Here is a 17,641-nt window from a genome sequence, read left to right on the forward strand (position 1 = left end):
ATATGATTTAATTTGATTCGAAATTAGCTAAAGCAGCCAGTAGTTCAGCCAACGTGAGTGTTTTGTTTACGCCCGGATTTTTAAGCTTCTTTAATGCAGCAATACAAAGCAAGTTAATTCGCCAAAAACCTTCTTTTTGGGTACTAAGATAAGATTGTTTCACCCAAGCTTGTAACCACTTTATTACTTTACCTGTATGACTTTGCCAATCCGTAGCGAGTTGTATTGCATTAAGGTTACCCGTCATTACACCCTGTATTCCAGTAATGAAATCTTGATAGTTAAAACTTTGCTCTTGTTGTAACTCATCTAACAGGGTTAGTGGCCTTCCTACAAATAACCTAGCAAAGTTTTCATCTATGTCACCTTGATGGTGTTGTTTAACCCAATCTAAAGTGTTTTCGAGACTTGGTGATGGTAAAACTTGTTTTTCACAGCGGCTTAAAATGGTTGGTAAAATACTTTCAGGCTTTTCAGTAATAAGTAACAGAAAAGTATTGTCAGTTGGCTCTTCTAAAGTTTTCAATAAAGCATTAGCACTGGACTCAGTCATACTGTCAGCGCGGTAGATGATTAGTACCTTAGCTCCGGACATTTGGGCAGTACCAGTTAAGTTTTTAATTGCTTCTCTAACTAAGTCAACACCTATTTGTTTTTCTGATTCTATTTTGTATAAATCTGGATGAGTTTCTGAAGCATTAAGCTTACAGGATTGACATCGACCACAGGTTTGCTCACCTTGTCTATCTTGGCATAAAAGTAGTTTGGCTAGTGTTAATGCAAAAATATCTTTTCCAATGCCATCTGCACCTTGCAGTAACAAAGCATGATGCAGTTTATTAGCAGAAATCCTTGAGCTTAACTGTGAAAATGTAGGCTGCAACCAAGGATACATCTAATTCTCCAAAAACCGAGATACAGCTTGTTTTATGTCTTGATGTACACCTTCAATACTTTGCATAGTATTAATGACTACACAATTTTCATCTTGTTGGGCAATGACTAAATAACGGTCTCTAGTTCTTTCAAAAAAACTAAGGTCTTCTTGCTCTATTCGATCTAAATCACCACGCCCTCTCGCTCTATTAAGGCCTTCTTGTGGTTCTACATCTAAATACAAGGTGAAATCAGGCTTAAAATCTTTCAAGGTAATATTACGAAGCGACTCAATCATATCTAGATCTATTTGACGGCCTCCCCCTTGATAAGCTTGAGATGACATATCATGCCTGTCTCCTAACACCCAATTACCCTTAGCTAAGTTAGGTAAAATTACATTCTGGACCAATTGAGCCCGTGCAGCGTACATTAACAAAAGCTCAGCTTCTATCGTGACCTTTTCAGAAGGCCAATCACCTTTAACACATTCTCTTATAGCTTCGGCCATAGGGGTTCCACCTGGCTCTCTAGTATTAACTAGAGCATGGCCTGCTAGTTTTATTTGCTCAGACACTATATCAACGGCAGTGCTTTTCCCTGCCCCTTCTAAGCCTTCAATTACTATAAATTTACCCGATGTTTGCAATTCTAACTCAACCTTATTTTTTTAATTGATAGGTGCGTACGGCAGCATTATGTTGTTCTAATGTTTCTGAAAACTGATGACTACCGTCACCTTTTGAAACAAAATACAACTCTTGTGTAGCAATAGGGTGAAATGCTGCATCGATGGCTAATTTACTTGGCATGGCAATTGGAGTTGGCGGCAAGCCTTTAATTACATAGGTATTGTAAGGTGTTGGGGTTCTTAAGTCTTTACGTCTGATATTGCCATCAAATTTATCGCCCATGCCATATATAACCGTTGGGTCAGTTTGCAAGCGCATATTCAAGTTCAAACGATTGACAAATACTCCAGCTATTCTAGGTCGCTCTTCTGCCACACCCGTCTCTTTTTCAATAATAGATGCCATGATTAAGCCTTCATAGGCTGACTCATAAGGCAAATCAAAGGCTCTGTTGTCCCAAGCGTTACTTAAGTAGTTTTGCATACTATTTTTAGCTCTTAATACTAAATCATATGCATTGGTTTGATCTACAAAGTGGTAAGTATCTGGCAATAACCAGCCTTGCAAAGAACCACCGGTCATATCTTTAGAAAGTCTATTAACTTTTTCGTGAAAATCACTGTCGACTTTCAGATTTGGATGACTTTCTAAGGTGGCAAGCCAATCTCTCAATCGCAGGCCTTCAACTAAACTCACTGAAAATTGCACTTCTTTGCCACTTACTAATAAATCTAGTAAATCTAACCCAGTCATTGAAGGTGTCAGTAAATAGGTACCTACTTTAACGTTACCTAACTCTGGACTAATTTTAATATTGATTTTTAACCCTAGATTTTCATCAAGAATACCTACACTCTTAAGTCTATTTAAAATACCTTTAGCGGATTGACCTGAATCAACGCGGAAAAACGTAGCAGAATCTAAATTCAATGGCTGCTTTATTTGCTCATTAAAATAATAAAATAACACCCCAATAGTAGCTATCAATAAAAACAACAAAGTAAGCAAAATCTTGAATAATTTAGCCATCTAAATCTCCAACATGTTTTTAAGCATGGACTGCACTTTATATACAGGTTCAATTAGAAATTTGATGACTTTAAAGGTTTCTGGGTCAATCAAATTTTTTACGGGTACTACGCCCATTAGAGAGTTGCATACAAACACGGCTTGAGCCTCAAATAAGGCCTCTACAGGCTCACGAGTTACTATAATTTTATGGCCTGCCTTTTCCATCGTTTCAACTATCCGGTTACGCATTACCCCTGCAACCCCTGATTCACTTAGGTTTGCAGTAAACCACTTATCATTACCAAACCAAAATAAATTACCGACAGACGTCTCAATAATTTCATTTTCTGTGTCGCAAACAATCACATCGTCATATTCAGTAGTAGCTAAAGCTTGCTTAATGAGTACTTGTTCTAGTCGATTTAAATGTTTAATTCCAGCTAGTAAGGGCTGACGGGCCAACTTTATAGGACTAACGCTGACACTTATGCCATCCGTTTGCCAAGCTTTGTAATGTTGTGGAATGGAGTGATGGGTAATAATAAAATTAGGGTGATTTGCACCAACTGGACTATAGCCTCTACCACCACTACCTCGAGTTATCATAATTTTAACGACACACGATTCATTATTTGGCAGAGAATCAAAAACACTTTTACTGAGCTGTTCCCAGTTAGTGAAAGGGATAGATAAACGCTCACAGGCGTCTTTCAATCTTTGGATATGCAAATCAAATAACTCAAGAGAAGCATTTTGATAAGCAATTGTTGTAAAGCAACCATCACCGTATTGAATACTACGATCAGTTAGAGGAATTTGTGATTGTTGCTGCCCATTAACTATCATCAAATTGAAGTAACCCTAGAAACTTTAAAACTATAATAATACGCTAATATAAAAATGTATGTTTGATAGAAGTGGAAGTTTAATGCCACTTCTATCAAGTTTACGGGCGGCTAGTTTGAAAACTTTTTAAACAGTAAAGAGCCGTTGGTTCCACCAAAACCAAAAGAGTTACATAAGGCATAATCCATTTCTTTAGGTTTGGCTTTATTTGCAACAAAATCTAAATCACACCCTTCACCAGGGTTGTCTAAATTAGTAGTTGGCGGTGCTATTTGGTCTCGCAAGGCTAATATTGTAAATATTGCTTCAACAGCTCCAGCTGCGCCTAGTAGATGACCCGTCATAGATTTGGTTGAACTCACCATTAAATTTTTTGCATCTTTAGAAAATACTGATTTAATTGCAGCCACTTCTGCTACATCTCCAGCAGGCGTAGAAGTACCGTGAGCATTGATATACCCGACTGCAGAGGCGTCGATCTTTGCGTCATTAATGGCACTTACCATTGCGGCGGCAGCCCCTTCACCATCTGCTGGAGGTGACGTCATATGATAAGCATCACCACTCATACCAAACCCTACTAACTCAGCATAAATAGTTGCTCCCCGAGCAATGGCCATATCATAATCTTCAAGAACAATGACACCTGCGCCTTCACCCATAACAAAACCGTCTCGATCTTTATCCCAAGGACGGCTAGCTTTATCTGGTGAATCATTACGTGTTGATAATGCTCGAGCTGCAGCAAAACCACCAATACCAAGAGGGCAAATAGTAGATTCTGCGCCGCCAGCTATCATGACGTCAGCATCTCCGTATGCAATGGTTCGCGCTGCAATTCCGATATTGTGTACGCCCGTAGTACAAGCGGTAACAACATTCAGATTAGGTCCTTTCAGCCCCTCAAATATTGAGAAAAATCCTGAAATCATATTGGTAATAGTTGAAGGTACAAAGAATGGTGAAATCTTTCTTGGCCCAGACTCAAGCATGCGACTGTGATTATCTTCAATCAAGCCTAAACCACCTATACCAGAGCCAATTGCGACCCCAATTCGAGAGGCATTCTCTGGCGTAACTTTAAGTCCCGAACTTTTTAATGCTTGCTGGCCTGCGGCAATACCAAATTGGATAAACTTATCCATCTTCTTACATTCCTTTTTAGGAATATATTGCTCAACATCAAAACCTTTTACTTCACCAGCAAATTGAGTTGTAAAAGCTGAACTATCAAAAGAGGTAATTGGAGCAATGCCGCTTTTTCCTGCTAGGATATTTTTCCAAGAAGAATCAACATCATTACCAACAGGGGAAAGCATGCCAAGTCCAGTCACTACAACGCGACGTTTAGACACTATGGCCTCCGACTATAAACATGAAATTAAAATTTGAAAAAAGAAACGGCCCAGAAAGGGCCGTTTTTAAATAACTATAACTTACGCGTCTTTATTAGCGTTAACGTAATCAATAGCAGATTGAACAGTTGTGATTTTTTCAGCTTCTTCGTCAGGAATTTCAGTATCAAATTCTTCTTCAAGAGCCATAACTAATTCAACAGTGTCTAATGAATCCGCACCTAAATCATCAACGAAAGAAGCTTCAGATTTAACTTCCTCTTCTTTTACACCTAATTGCTCGATAATGATTTTTTTTACGCGTTCTTCGATGTTACTCATAATTCTAGTTATCCTTTAAAGTACCTAGATATAAATTTGCGAGTAGTGTATTCAGCAAATCGAGGCCTTGCAAGTAAGTCACTCAACTTTTTATCTGGTCCAACCACTCACGGTTAAATAAATAATCGTTATTACTGTCTGCACATAATACCACATGTGCGACAATCGTTAACCCATGTACATGCCACCATTTACATGAATTGTTTCACCAGTGATATAAGCTGCTTCTTCACTGACTAAAAAACCAACCGCTGCAGCAATCTCTTTAGGATCACCTAAACGATTAGCAGGGATATCTTTAAAAATATTCTCTTTTTGTTCGTCTGTTAGGGCTTTAGTCATATCTGTATCAATAAAACCAGGGGCAACAACGTTTACTGTTATACCTCTAGATGCAACTTCACGGGCCATAGACTTGCTAAAACCAATTACCCCCGCTTTAGCCGCTGCATAGTTAGCTTGGCCAGGATTACCTGTTGTCCCAACTACTGAGCCAATATTAACGATTCTACCCTTTCTCTTTTTCATCATGCCACGAAGTACTGCTTTTGACATTTTAAAAATAGAAGTGAGGTTAGTATCTATAATACCTTGCCACTCATCATCTTTCATACGCATAAGAAGATTGTCACGGGTAATTCCGGCATTATTTACCAAGATATCTACAGGGCCGTATTCTTCAGTAATTTCTTTTAAAACATTCGCCATTGAATCAGGATCAGCAACATTTAATACTTTACCAGTACCATCTGATTGCAAATATTCACCAATTGCTTTTGCGCCGTTTTCAGAAGTTGCAGTTCCTATAACTACCGCACCATCCGCCACTAGACGCTCTGCAATTGCGCGACCAATACCACGGCTTGCGCCTGTTACTAAGGCAATGCTGCCATTTAATTTAGACATTTGTACTCTCTACTTGACTAGTTTAAGTCTGATACAGACTCTAAAGAACCTATGGCTTTACATGTTAAAGCCTTATTTATACGCTTAGTTAAACCTGTAAGCACCTTACCTGGACCGATTTCATATAGGTTATCGACACCTAATTGATGTAATTGGTTCACTGTTTCAGTCCATCTTACTGGGCTATAAAGCTGAGCAATTAACGCTTTTTTAATTGCTTCAGGATCAGACTCCATCTCAACATCTACATTATTGATAACTGGTATTTGAGGCGCCGTGAAATCTATATCATTTAGCAATACTGATAACTTATCTGCTGCAGGCTTCATCAACGCACAATGAGAAGGTACGCTAACAGGTAAAGGTAAGGCTCTTTTAGCCCCCTGCTCTTTACATAGCTCAGCGGCACGTTCAGCGGCTTCTTTATTTCCCGCAATAACTACTTGCCCTGGTGAGTTAAAATTAACTGCAGCAACTACCATATTAGAATCAACTTGAGCTTGTTCGCAACTGGCAATGACTTTTTCATCTTCCAAACCGATTATTGCGTACATGGCTCCAACACCCTGTGGAACAGCTTCTTGCATAAATTGTCCACGTGCTTCAACCAATTTAATCGCATCTTTAAAATCAATGACACCCGCACATACTAAGGCAGAATATTCCCCTAAACTATGTCCTGCCATATAAACTGGTAAAGGCATGTTATTTTCTTTTAACACTTGAAATATTGCATAACTGGCGGCTAATAAAGCTGGTTGGGTTACTTGTGTTTGCCCTAACTTTACTTCATCGTTATTTACTACGTCCCATAAATCATATTGCAAAACCTCACTAGCGGCTGCAAATGTATTTTCTACAGTTGGGAATTCAGAGGCTAAGTCACTCAACATTCCTAAAAACTGTGATCCTTGGCCCGGAAAAACCCATGCTTGTTTACTCATAAAACATTTCTCTAAATAATTAAATTAATAACGAACTAAGGCTGATGCCCAAGCAAACCCGCCTCCAAAGGCTTCTAACAACAAATTTTGCCCTCTTTTAATACGGCCATCGCGAATCGCAGTGTCTAAAGCGGTAGGTACAGTCGCTGCTGAAGTATTGCCATATTTTTCTAGGGTAAGTACCACCTGATCTAATGACATATCTAGCTTCTTAGCCGTTGCTTTAATAATGCGGAAGTTAGCTTGATGGGGTACTAACCAGTCTAAATCAGATTTTTGCATATTATTGGCAGCCAGTGTTTGCTCTACCACTTCACTTAACTTAGTTACGGCAACTTTAAATACTTCATTGCCTTTCATGCTGCCCCAGTTTTCGTGAACGGATTGTTCATTTCCTCTTTGAGGGTTGCCGACTGTAAGCAAGTCACCATATGAGCCAGCAGCATTAATATGAGTGGATAAAATACCTGGTTCTTCACTTGCTTCTATAATAGTTGCACCGGCAGCATCACCAAACAAAATAACCATAGTTCGGTCTTCTGGATTTATTAAACGGCTTAAACAATCGGTACCAACCACAAGTATACGTTTTGCCATACCTGACTTTATATATTGATCAGCAACGCTCAATGCATAGCAATAGCCGGCACAAGCAGCGGCAACGTCAAAAGCTGGAATACCATCAATATCTAAGGCCTTTTGAATCTCGCACGCTGTGCTAGGTAATGCGTAGCGACCTGACGTGGTCGCGCAAACAATCATGTCCAACGATTTAGCGTCGATTCCCGCAGCTTCTAATGCTTTCTGGCTCGCTTCAGTCCCCATAGTTGCAGCGGTTTCATGTTTGCCAATAATCCTTCTTTCTTTAATACCGGTACGATCTGTAATCCATTCGTCAGACGTGTCAACCATAGTTGATAAGTCGGCATTTGTTCTTATTTCGCTTGGGTAGTAACTACCCGTGCCTATTATTCTGGAATTCATTTATTCGTGACGCTCCATTAAAGCCGCTTCTATTTTATCTTTTATTTTTTCAGGAACCTGCATCTCAACTTCTTGTATGGACTTACGAATTGCATACAAAAAAGCCTCTGACGAGGCATTACCATGGCTCTTCACCACAATTCCGCGCAATCCTACCAGACTAGCACCATTATACTGGTCGGGTTTCATGCGCAAATATAATCTATGGAAAATCGGTAGAGCTACCTTAGCTAAAATAGAGAAGTACCAATTTTGTTGGGATACTCTTTTTATTTCTTCGAAAATGAACTTAAATAAGCCTTCCCATGATTTTAATGCAATGTTCCCCACAAAACCGTCTGTCACTATGACGTCAGCTTTTTCTGAAAAAATATCGTGGCCTTCTATATACCCAATGTAATTGATACTTTTAGAATCCGTTAACAATCTAGCAGTTTGCTTAACTTGATCATTTCCCTTTATTTCTTCAACGCCCACATTAAGTAAGGCTACTTTTGGTTGATGAATACTACCAATCTGTTCAGCTAAGACTGACCCCATAACAGCATATTGAAATAAGACTTCTGAATCGCAGTTGATATTTGCACCTAAATCCAACAAATTGACTTTACCATTATTTTTAGTTGGAATTTGCGTGACTAGCGCTGGCCGGTCGATACCTGGTAATGTTTTTAATACATAAAAGGCCATGGTTAACAACGCACCAGTATTACCTGCGCTAACACAAGCATCTGCCTTGCCGTCTTGCACAAGGTCTAAAATTCTACGCATCGACGAATCTTTTTTATGTCTTAATGCATGTGAAGGAGAGTCATCCATTAATACCTCTTGAGAGCATTCAGACAACTCAAGACGGTTTTGGATTTCAATAGATTGTTTGTTGAACCATTCAAGCGTGATTGCTTGTGGGCCACACAGTATTATATTTAAGGTAGGGGTTTCTTGCAGTGCTTTTAATACTGCAGGGAAAATAATATGGGGGCCGTGATCGCCCCCCATGATATCTAACGCTATGGTTAGATGGCTCAATGTTCTATTACTTTAATAAATTAAAGAGATAAAACTTTTTTGCCTTTGTAGTAACCATCAGCGGTCACGTGATGACGAACATGCGTCTCACCCGACGTTGAATCTACAGACAAAGCAACAGTACCAAGCGCATCGTGTGAACGACGCATACCACGCTTTGAACGAGCTTTTTTACTCTTCTGTACAGCCATTATTTTACTCCTAGTCTCGCTTAAGTTCTTTCAAAACCGCGAACGGGTTTGGACGTTCATCGGCCGGTTCAATTTTTCCAAAACTCATTTTGTCTCGCTTTTGTTTGCAATCCTCCTCTGCATGAAGGGCTACAATAGGCAAAGATAAAATCAGTTCATCTTCAAGACACTGAAATAAATTGATTTCTCCGTGGTCATCGACCTCTACCGGTTCGTAAACATCCGGTAATTCATCTTCGTCTTCTTCTTCAGAACCCTGCACAGGACTGAAACAAAAAGATACATCCATAGGATGTTCAAAGACTTCATTACATCTTTCACAGCGTAGTGATGTTAAGCATGCCATTTGACCTTGAAAATAAGTAAGACCCTGCTCGTCTTTTGCAAACTTAATTTCAACATCAATTTCACTGGCAACATCAGCAACCATCCCAAGCAATCTTGGCATATCAGATGCTAAAATAACTCCCCTATAATCGGAACGTTTATTAGCACTTTTTACTGGGTCCAATCGCTTGGGTAATTTCACTTTCTGCATAGCGCGCGCATATTATAGTTTCAGCGTTTATTAGTCAAAGAAAATATCAGAGAAATTATCACGAGCTTACTAGGTGGATCCTAGGTTAATATGGCTACTATCCAAATTACTAATTGTAACCTTGTTCAACCAATGAAAATAGTACTTGCTTCTAGCTCTCTTTACAGACAATCAGTTTTGCAAAAATTAAACATTCCATTTTCTTCATTAGCACCTGATATTAATGAGTCAGCTAATCTGGATGAAACAATAGAGGAACAAGTTATAAGGCTTGCGGAGCAAAAAGCTAAATCAGTTTCAAATAAACTTAAAGACAAACAAGCCTATGTAATTGGTTCTGACCAACTTGCTAGCCTTAATGGTATTGTTCTCGGAAAGCCGGGTGATTATATTCGTGCAAAACAACAATTAATGAGTGCAAGTGGCCAAACTGTAAAGTTTTACACTGGGTTATGTTTGTTTTGTGCAAATAAAAACTTAATAGAAACAATTGTTGATGTATATGAAGTCACATTTAAACGATTAACAGAAACACAAATAGACACCTACTTAACTATTGAGAAACCTTTTGACTGCGCGGGCAGTTTTAAAAGTGAGGGGCTAGGTATTGCTTTATTCTCATCACTTAAGGGTACAGATCCCAATAGTTTAGTTGGACTACCATTAATTCGTCTAATTGAGTTATTTGATAAAATGTCTGTTGATATCTTTGACTTTATGCAAAATCCTAATTAAACAATCTCTGTTAATTCACTCAAAGAATCAATGATTGCTATCGGTTTGTAGCGCATTAAGGTCTTACTTTCATGAACGCCGAAACTCACTGCAACCCTATCCATGCCGATAGACTCTGCCATTTCCATGTCATAAATTGTATCACCTACCATTACAACTTCACTAACTTGTAAATTTAGTTCCGCTAATATTTGCTTGAGCATATCAGGAGACGGCTTACTGTTGGCATCATCTGCCGTCCTTGAAGTGGTGAACAAATGGCCGGTATTAGAATGCAACAAATTATGCTCTAACCCTAGTCTCGCTTTTCCTGTAGCAACAGCTAAGACATGTCCTCTAGACTTTAACTCTTCGAGCATATCTAAGGCCCCTTCAAACATTGGGCTACTAATTTGAGAATGGTTTTTAAAATGTTCTTTATAGGTGACCATTAGCTTTATTGCTTCTTCATGATCATCAATTGAGAAGAGCTTTTTTAGAGCAGGCAATAAACTTATTCCGATAACATTTTTTGCTTCGTTATAGCTTGGTACAGGTAATCCAAAATGTTTAGCACTGATCTGCATGCTTTCTACAATTTTTGTTACAGAATCCATTAAGGTTCCATCCCAATCAAAAATTATTGCCTTATATTTCACTTCTCAACCTTTTTAAAACATTTATTAACTGTAATTCTAATGGAGCTTTAAAGCTGACCCTTTCCTCGGTGTTAGGATGTATAAACGCTAAAGAATGAGCATGTAAAAATAAGCGCTTAAGTCCAAGATTTTTTGTTCTTGTTTCAAATTCAGCATCTCCATATCGATCATCACATGCTATTGGATGACCCGCATGTAAACAATGCACCCTAATTTGGTGAGTACGACCTGTAATGGGAGAGGCTTCGACTAAAGTAGCTTGATTAAAAAGCTCTAAAATTCGGTACCGAGTTTCTGAAGGCTTACCTTCATCATTCACTAACACCATACGCTCACCAGATTTTAAAGTATTTTTAAGTAACGGAGCTTTAACTTTAAATCGATTCGCTGGCCATTCACCTGCTACTAATGCTTGATAACGCTTATCTACTTTTCTATCTCTTAATTGTTCGTGTAAGTTTTTTAACGCCGAACGACGTTTAGCGATCAATAAACAACCGGATGTATCTCTATCAAGCCTATGTACTAGTTCTAAAAATTTTTGCTGTGGTCTTAATGCTCTAAGCCCCTCAATCACACCAAAACTTAGACCACTACCACCATGGACTGCGGTACCTGAAGGTTTATTAAGTACAATTATCCAATCATCTTCATATAGAATACTCGCTTCTAAACTAGACACTTTCTCTAACTTTGTTGAAGGCAACGCCGTGGGTTCTGATACTCTAATGGGAGGAATACGTAATTCATCATGAGCACATAACTTGTACTCTGGCTTGACTCTTTTCTTGTTAACACGCACCTCACCCTTTCGTAAAATACGATAAATGAGGCTTTTAGGTACTCCTTTTAATAAAGTACGCAAATAGTTATCTATCCTTTGACCTTCAAGGTCGGGATCGACGGTTATAAATTGAACTTTTTCAAATAATAGGTCTGCCATATCCGGCGTATTCTAACTGAATTTTAATAATAGTTGTCTAGTATTTTAATTTCTTGCCAGTATTACCGATTTAATGTGATAATACGCGAGTTTTCATACATGAAGTAAATGTATAAAACAAAATAATGAATTAAATGTTCTGTATGCATAAACGACCAAAAGTCGTAAACATAGATTGCTCACCAGTTTCGGTGAACCAACAGTGAAGTGTGTAACTTTTCACTGATTATGGTTAAACAGAACGCTTACATCAGCGATATAAATATCTTACTGAACGCATACGATGTAAAGAAGACGAATTGAATTGACAATATATTTGAACATATATAAAGCCAAATAATAGAGCTAAGTATTTCGAATATAATAAGTTTTAAAGTATATATTTTTATCTAAACTGCAGCCGTGTTTAGAGCCTATCAACATATAGGTAAAGTGTTTGAAAGTAATGCATTAAATAATTAATGGCAATTACACGTACAAAAAAACTTAACTAAAAGTATACAGTCGTGAGGCTGGATCAAACAGGTGTCTAATCACTTAGTCATTCTTTACTTAGTAGCGGTCGGTACATTACTGAGCTAAATAAGAATGAAAAGAATGTTAATCAATGGTACTCAGCAAGAAGAATTGCGAGTAGCACTTGTAGATGGGCAAAAGTTGTATGACTTGGACATAGAAAGTCCAGGACACGAACAAAAAAAAGCCAATATATATAAAGGTACAATCACCCGAGTAGAACCTAGTTTAGAAGCAGCATTTGTAGATTACGGTGCAGAAAGACATGGTTTTTTACCTCTCAAAGAAATAGGTAGAACCTACTTCCCAAAAGGCTATAAGTTTGAAGGCCGCCCTAATATTAAAGAGGTCATCAAAGAAGGCCAAGAAGTAATAATTCAAATTGATAAAGAAGAACGTGGCCAAAAAGGCGCAGCGTTAACCACCTTTATTAGCTTAGCAGGTAGTTACCTAGTATTAATGCCAAACAACCCTCGTGCAGGTGGTATTTCTCGTCGTATTGAAGGTGATGAAAGAACTGAATTAAAAGCGGCGTTAAGTGGATTAAATCTACCCGACGGTATGGGGTTAATCGTAAGAACAGCAGGTGTTGGAAAATCATCTGAAGAGTTAGCCTACGATTTAGACTATCTAGTATCAGGCTGGGGTCGTATTAAAGAAATGGCCGACTCTCGCCCAGCGCCTTTCTTAATTCATCAAGAAAGTGACGTAGTAGTTCGTGCAATACGTGACTACCTAAGACGTGATATCGGCGAAATACTGATTGATAAAACAGCAGTACACGAACGTGCCTTAAAGCATGTTGAACAAATGCGTCCAGATTATGCAAATCGTGTAAAGCTATACAAAGGTGACGTACCTCTATTCAGTCATTACCAAATTGAAAGTCAAATAGAATCGGCCTTCCAACGTGAAGTGCGATTACCTTCAGGCGGCTCTATTGTTATTGACCCAACAGAAGCTTTAATCTCTATTGATATCAACTCTGCCCGTGCAACAAAAGGCAGCGATATTGAAGAAACAGCATTTAATACTAACTTAGAAGCAGCTGATGAAATCGCTAGGCAGTTACGCCTTAGAGATGCGGGTGGTTTAGTGGTAATAGACTTCATTGATATGACACCAGTACGTCATCAAAGAGAAGTAGAAAACCGCATGAAAGAAGCAGTTAGAGGAGACCGAGCTAGAGTGCAACTTGGTCGTATTTCTCGTTTCGGTTTATTAGAAATGTCTCGCCAGCGTTTACGTCCTTCTTTAGGTGATTCTGCTCACAATGTATGTCCACGTTGTAGTGGTCATGGCACGGTACGTGGTACAGAATCCTTAGCCTTATCTGTTTTACGGATAATGGAAGAAGAAAGTATTAAAGACAATACAGGTCAAATAGAGGCACAATTGCCTGTTAATGTTGCAACCTATTTACTTAATGAAAAACGTAAGTCAGTAAGAAGCATAGAAAAACGTCACACAGTTCAGTTGGTTATTATTCCTAATCCGAACATGGAAACACCTCATTACAGTATTTCTCGTCGTAGACCCGATGAAGCTTTACAAGATATGAGTTATAACTTGCCTCTTATTGAGCAAGAAGAAACCATTACCGATAAAACAGTGGCGCCAGCGTTAGCAAAAGAGCAACCAGCTTTACAAAGCCTTATAGAGCCCAATAAAACCAGGCCAACTCAAGTAGCAAGTAAACCAGCTGCAGAAGAAAGCTTGCTGACTAAGATTGGTAAATGGTTCCAAGGCTTACTAAAAGAAGAACCTAAAGAAGTACCAAAGAAAAATACTCGTACACGTAATCAAAATGGTAGCCAGCGTAAAGGCAAGAATAGCCGTAATGATCGTAACAAACGAAATGGCAAAAACTACGAACGTAACGAGAAGAATGATCGTGGCGAGCGTAATGACCGTAACGACAAGTCAACAAAACGGAATGATCGTTCAGAGCGCAAACCAAGAAACGACAATCGTAAGCCTCGTCGTAACGATAAAGCCCACGACACAGAAGCTCAAACCAATCAAAATCAAGAGGTTCATAATAATGTTCCTGCTAAGAAAAAGGAGAAGGTTGCAGAGCGTCGTAAGCGCAGAGACACTAGGCGTAGTGTGAGAGTAGAATCAGAAAAGGTTGAAAATACCAAATCTGCTGCTTTGGCTACTAAAGAAGAAACTACAAACGTTGAGCACATAGATACTAATTCAGTACCCAGTGTTACGACCGCAGCGACGAATGTAAATACTAGTATTCCTGCAGTAGAGACTAGTCCTGCAAATGTAGAAGCCACAACTGAAAAAGTCGAAACTTCTACTGTATCTAATGACGAAGAGCAAAAGCCACGTACACGTAGCCGTCGCTCACCTCGCCATGTTAGAGCTGCCGGTCAAAAACGCCGTAAAGAAACCGAAGTATCTGATGATACAGCCGTTGAAAACAAAACCGCTGATATTACAGAGGCAAACGGTGTTGACACGATTAAGGTTGAAACCCAAGTAGCAGAAGAAGGTAATAAAGCTCCAGACGTTAAGCTAACTCAAGCCGAGCCAAGTGCTAAGCAAGATGAGTTACAATTTGATGAGCCGGCAAAAGTTGAGGAAACACCTGTTCCCGTAGTTGAACAAGCAACCCCTGAACAGGTTTCTTTAGAGTTATCAGATGACGAACCTAAAGCCATCGAGCCTACACCTGCTCCTGCTGAAACAGCCCCTGTTGTTGAAGCAAAAGCTGTAGAACTAGAGGCGCCCAAAGAGAAGGCTTTAGAAGCACCTATTAAAGCTAAGGTAGCTCCAAAAGCCACCTCTTTGAAAGTGTCGAAAAAGGTTAAGTCACAATCTGTTTCAGCACCTATGGCAAGACCTGCAGAAATTACTGAAGACTTTGCTGAGGTTAATATTGGCTCTTTAGCTGACGAAGCTCGCCCAGAGCTTACACGTTCAACTAAAACAGCGGCAATATTAAGTGCATCTAATAAGGCTACAGCACCAGCGTTTAGACCAGGAACAGACTCTTAGTCTTAGTAAAAACTAGCGCTAGCTAACATTATATGCCGTGGGGTAACTCCCCACGGCATTTTTAATTTATAGGTGTGGTGCTATTGTCGCTTATTTGCTGTATCCTCCCGCGACTTATTTTAGCCGTTCATATTTCAAACAAAGCATGGGCTTAGTTTGACACTATTGCTAATCACCTAATTTTGAGAATTATCTATGAGTTTTGCCGACCTAGGCCTTTCACCAAAAATTTTATCCGCTATTACTAGTAAGGGATATACCACCCCCTCTCCTATCCAGGCGCAGGCTATCCCTGCTGTGTTAAAAGGTAGCGATGTAATGGCTGCCGCCCAAACAGGGACAGGAAAGACTGCAGGTTTTACATTGCCTATTTTGCACCTTTTAAGCCAAGGTAAACCTGCTAAAGCTAATCAAGCTAGAGCCTTAATACTTACTCCTACTCGCGAGCTAGCAGCTCAAGTAGCGGAAAGTGTGCAAACCTACGGACAGGACTTATCGTTAAGATCCACTGTAGTATTTGGGGGCGTTGGTATTAATCCACAAATGCAAAAGTTACGAAAAGGGGCCGATGTTCTTGTTGCTACTCCTGGCCGCTTACTTGATTTGTATAATCAAAACGCCGTTAAATTTAATGAGCTAGAAATCCTAGTGCTGGATGAAGCAGACCGTATGTTAGACATGGGCTTTATTCATGACATTAAAAAAATCATTAAACTGTTACCCCAAAAACGTCAGAACTTAATGTTTTCAGCTACATTTTCTGACGACATCAGAAAACTAGCAAAGGGCTTAGTTAACAACCCCGTAGAAGTTTCTGTGTCACCAGCAAACACTACAGTAGATTTAGTAGAACAGTGGGTTTATCCAGTTGATAAAAGCAGAAAGTCACAGCTTTTAACCCACTTGATTAAAGAAAATGACTGGCAGCAGGTATTGGTGTTTAGCCGCACAAAGCATGGTGCAAATCGCATTGTTAAGCAGTTAGAAGGTCGTGGCATTACGGCCGCTGCAATACATGGTAATAAAAGCCAAGGTGCACGTACCAAAGCTCTATCAGATTTTAAACAAGGTAAAGTAAAAGCCTTAATTGCTACTGATATCGCTGCTAGAGGCTTAGATATTGATCAGTTACCACAAGTCGTAAACTTTGATTTGCCAAATGTTGCTGAAGATTATGTTCACAGAATTGGTCGGACAGGCCGTGCTGGCGCTAAAGGACAAGCCATTTCAATGGTGACACAAGATGAATTTAAAGAGTTAGTAGATATAGAAATATTAACTAAACAACTCATACAAAGAAAAGTCATCGCTGGTTATGAACCAAGCCAGCCTTTACCTGAGTCCAAAGAGGGTCAGCGACCTATAAAGGCTAAAAAGAAACCACAAGCTAATAGACAAAATAATCAGTCTAATCGTAACCGCACTGGTGACTCACGCAACAACAATGGGCAACCTTCACAGCGACGCAGAAAAAAACCAGCCAATAACACTTCAGGAAATAGATAAGCTTAAACGAAATACGCAAATACCATTAAAAGAGCAGGCTTAACACGCCTGCTTTTTTAGTCAGTGACTTGCTGTAAGAATACGGTCTAAATGGTTTGAAAAATTCTGCCTGTCTTTTTGGTTTAAAGGTGGTGGCCCTCCAGACTGTTCACCACTGGCTCGCATGGTATCCATAAAATCACGTATATTAAGCCTTGAACGAATATTTTCTTTAGTAAACAACTCTCCTCGTCCACTTAATGCGAGGGCACCTTTTTCTATCACCTCAGCAGCAAGTGGGATATCGCTGGTTATAACTAAATCGCCAAGCTCCACTAACTTTACTATTTCATCATCAGCGACATCAAACCCTTGAGGCACCTGCATGGACCTTATAAATTTTGATGGCGGGGTTCGAATATATTGATTAGCGACATATATGGTTTCGACTTCTTTTCGTTGCGCTGCACGGTTTAAAATATCCTTAATCACCACAGGGACCGCATCTGCATCCACCCAAATTTTCAATTTATTTCCTCACTTTTAAAAACTAAAAACTCTACAACCCTAATGTAAGTTTTGTAACCTAATCAAACAAGCAATTCATTACTGTTAGCTAACAATAAATAAACGCGCTACAACCTCAAAAAATTAAAATTGGTCAATTAAACCATTTAGT

At 39.2% G+C, this 17,641-nt stretch carries 18 protein-coding genes; 3 read left to right on the plus strand and 15 right to left on the minus strand.

Features of this window, described 5'->3' with window-relative positions; genetic code table 11:
- Positions 1 to 7: 7 nt before the first annotated feature.
- The 12 genes from holB to yceD all read right to left on the minus strand — a co-directional run bounded on the left by holB (position 8) and on the right by yceD (position 9,633).
- Entirely contained in the window at positions 8 to 895 is an 888-nt protein-coding gene (gene holB / locus EOK74_RS18530; RefSeq protein ID WP_133471604.1) for a DNA polymerase III subunit delta', read from the minus strand.
- Complete coding sequence (gene tmk / locus EOK74_RS18535; RefSeq protein WP_133471605.1) at positions 896 to 1,525, minus strand: dTMP kinase; 630 nt, start codon at positions 1,523 to 1,525, stop codon at positions 896 to 898.
- 13 nt (positions 1,526 to 1,538) lie between these two features.
- Positions 1,539 to 2,537, minus strand: coding sequence for an endolytic transglycosylase MltG (gene mltG / locus EOK74_RS18540; protein ID WP_133471606.1), 999 nt, complete (start codon positions 2,535 to 2,537; stop codon positions 1,539 to 1,541).
- The gene (gene pabC / locus EOK74_RS18545) at positions 2,538 to 3,365 is read right to left on the minus strand and encodes an aminodeoxychorismate lyase (protein WP_133471644.1); all 828 of its coding nucleotides are present in this window, start codon (positions 3,363 to 3,365) and stop codon (positions 2,538 to 2,540) included.
- 110 nt (positions 3,366 to 3,475) lie between these two features.
- Complete coding sequence (gene fabF, locus EOK74_RS18550) at positions 3,476 to 4,720, minus strand: beta-ketoacyl-ACP synthase II (RefSeq protein WP_133471607.1); 1,245 nt, start codon at positions 4,718 to 4,720, stop codon at positions 3,476 to 3,478.
- An 81-nt stretch (positions 4,721 to 4,801) separates the two neighbouring features.
- On the minus strand, positions 4,802 to 5,041 hold the full coding sequence (gene acpP / locus EOK74_RS18555; protein ID WP_133471608.1) for an acyl carrier protein: 240 nt from the start codon (positions 5,039 to 5,041) through the stop codon (positions 4,802 to 4,804).
- 168 nt (positions 5,042 to 5,209) lie between these two features.
- Positions 5,210 to 5,947, minus strand: coding sequence for a 3-oxoacyl-ACP reductase FabG (gene fabG, locus EOK74_RS18560; protein ID WP_133471609.1), 738 nt, complete (start codon positions 5,945 to 5,947; stop codon positions 5,210 to 5,212).
- A 17-nt stretch (positions 5,948 to 5,964) separates the two neighbouring features.
- On the minus strand, positions 5,965 to 6,891 hold the full coding sequence (gene fabD, locus EOK74_RS18565; protein ID WP_133471610.1) for an ACP S-malonyltransferase: 927 nt from the start codon (positions 6,889 to 6,891) through the stop codon (positions 5,965 to 5,967).
- 24 nt (positions 6,892 to 6,915) lie between these two features.
- Positions 6,916 to 7,875: a beta-ketoacyl-ACP synthase III gene (locus tag EOK74_RS20965; RefSeq protein WP_205964724.1), complete on the minus strand. Its 960-nt coding sequence runs from the start codon at positions 7,873 to 7,875 to the stop codon at positions 6,916 to 6,918.
- Entirely contained in the window at positions 7,876 to 8,904 is a 1,029-nt protein-coding gene (plsX, locus tag EOK74_RS20970) for a phosphate acyltransferase PlsX (protein WP_205964727.1), read from the minus strand.
- Between the two features lie 20 nt (positions 8,905 to 8,924).
- Positions 8,925 to 9,095, minus strand: a complete 171-nt coding sequence (gene rpmF / locus EOK74_RS18575) for a 50S ribosomal protein L32 (protein WP_133471611.1) — start codon at positions 9,093 to 9,095, stop codon at positions 8,925 to 8,927.
- Positions 9,096 to 9,105: 10 nt separating this feature from the next.
- Positions 9,106 to 9,633 carry a 23S rRNA accumulation protein YceD gene (yceD, locus tag EOK74_RS18580; RefSeq protein ID WP_133471612.1) on the minus strand — a complete coding sequence of 176 codons (528 nt, stop codon included), beginning with the start codon at positions 9,631 to 9,633 and terminating at the stop codon, positions 9,106 to 9,108.
- 132 nt (positions 9,634 to 9,765) lie between these two features.
- On the opposite strand from yceD, the gene EOK74_RS18585 reads away from it, so the two are divergent.
- Positions 9,766 to 10,368, plus strand: coding sequence for a Maf family protein (locus EOK74_RS18585; protein ID WP_133471645.1), 603 nt, complete (start codon positions 9,766 to 9,768; stop codon positions 10,366 to 10,368).
- On the opposite strand, the gene EOK74_RS18590 is transcribed toward EOK74_RS18585, so the two are convergent.
- Positions 10,365 to 11,006: an HAD family hydrolase gene (locus EOK74_RS18590; protein WP_133471613.1), complete on the minus strand. Its 642-nt coding sequence runs from the start codon at positions 11,004 to 11,006 to the stop codon at positions 10,365 to 10,367. The genes EOK74_RS18585 and EOK74_RS18590 overlap by 4 nt on opposite strands.
- Positions 10,996 to 11,949: a 23S rRNA pseudouridine(955/2504/2580) synthase RluC gene (gene rluC / locus EOK74_RS18595; protein ID WP_133471614.1), complete on the minus strand. Its 954-nt coding sequence runs from the start codon at positions 11,947 to 11,949 to the stop codon at positions 10,996 to 10,998. Before rluC ends, EOK74_RS18590 begins: the two co-directional genes overlap by 11 nt.
- A gap of 597 nt (positions 11,950 to 12,546) precedes the next feature.
- Between rluC and rne the strand changes: the two genes are divergently transcribed.
- Positions 12,547 to 15,477: a ribonuclease E gene (gene rne / locus EOK74_RS18600; protein ID WP_133471646.1), complete on the plus strand. Its 2,931-nt coding sequence runs from the start codon at positions 12,547 to 12,549 to the stop codon at positions 15,475 to 15,477.
- A 195-nt stretch (positions 15,478 to 15,672) separates the two neighbouring features.
- On the plus strand, positions 15,673 to 16,983 hold the full coding sequence (locus EOK74_RS18605; protein ID WP_133471615.1) for a DEAD/DEAH box helicase: 1,311 nt from the start codon (positions 15,673 to 15,675) through the stop codon (positions 16,981 to 16,983).
- A 60-nt stretch (positions 16,984 to 17,043) separates the two neighbouring features.
- Here the strand turns inward: EOK74_RS18605 and EOK74_RS18610 are convergent, their stop codons facing one another.
- Positions 17,044 to 17,490 carry a YaiI/YqxD family protein gene (locus tag EOK74_RS18610; protein ID WP_133471616.1) on the minus strand — a complete coding sequence of 149 codons (447 nt, stop codon included), beginning with the start codon at positions 17,488 to 17,490 and terminating at the stop codon, positions 17,044 to 17,046.
- Between the last annotated feature and the right edge of the window lie 151 nt (positions 17,491 to 17,641).

This window comes from Paraglaciecola marina, assembly GCF_004360155.1.
Classification (GTDB): Bacteria; Pseudomonadota; Gammaproteobacteria; order Enterobacterales; family Alteromonadaceae; genus Paraglaciecola; species Paraglaciecola marina.

What these genes read in the sequence shown, in the direction of transcription:
- holB (WP_133471604.1), bottom strand. Translation starts at nt 895, where the DNA reads ATGTATCCTTGGTTGCAGCCTACATTTTCACAGTTAAGCTCAAGGATT.
- mltG (WP_133471606.1), bottom strand. Translation starts at nt 2,537, where the DNA reads ATGGCTAAATTATTCAAGATTTTGCTTACTTTGTTGTTTTTATTGATA.
- pabC (WP_133471644.1), bottom strand. Translation starts at nt 3,365, where the DNA reads ATGATAGTTAATGGGCAGCAACAATCACAAATTCCTCTAACTGATCGT.
- acpP (WP_133471608.1), bottom strand. Translation starts at nt 5,041, where the DNA reads ATGAGTAACATCGAAGAACGCGTAAAAAAAATCATTATCGAGCAATTA.
- fabG (WP_133471609.1), bottom strand. Translation starts at nt 5,947, where the DNA reads ATGTCTAAATTAAATGGCAGCATTGCCTTAGTAACAGGCGCAAGCCGT.
- fabD (WP_133471610.1), bottom strand. Translation starts at nt 6,891, where the DNA reads ATGAGTAAACAAGCATGGGTTTTTCCGGGCCAAGGATCACAGTTTTTA.
- EOK74_RS20965 (WP_205964724.1), bottom strand. Translation starts at nt 7,875, where the DNA reads ATGAATTCCAGAATAATAGGCACGGGTAGTTACTACCCAAGCGAAATA.
- rpmF (WP_133471611.1), bottom strand. Translation starts at nt 9,095, where the DNA reads ATGGCTGTACAGAAGAGTAAAAAAGCTCGTTCAAAGCGTGGTATGCGT.
- yceD (WP_133471612.1), bottom strand. Translation starts at nt 9,633, where the DNA reads ATGCAGAAAGTGAAATTACCCAAGCGATTGGACCCAGTAAAAAGTGCT.
- EOK74_RS18585 (WP_133471645.1), top strand. Translation starts at nt 9,766, where the DNA reads ATGAAAATAGTACTTGCTTCTAGCTCTCTTTACAGACAATCAGTTTTG.
- rluC (WP_133471614.1), bottom strand. Translation starts at nt 11,949, where the DNA reads ATGGCAGACCTATTATTTGAAAAAGTTCAATTTATAACCGTCGATCCC.
- rne (WP_133471646.1), top strand. Translation starts at nt 12,547, where the DNA reads ATGTTAATCAATGGTACTCAGCAAGAAGAATTGCGAGTAGCACTTGTA.
- EOK74_RS18605 (WP_133471615.1), top strand. Translation starts at nt 15,673, where the DNA reads ATGAGTTTTGCCGACCTAGGCCTTTCACCAAAAATTTTATCCGCTATT.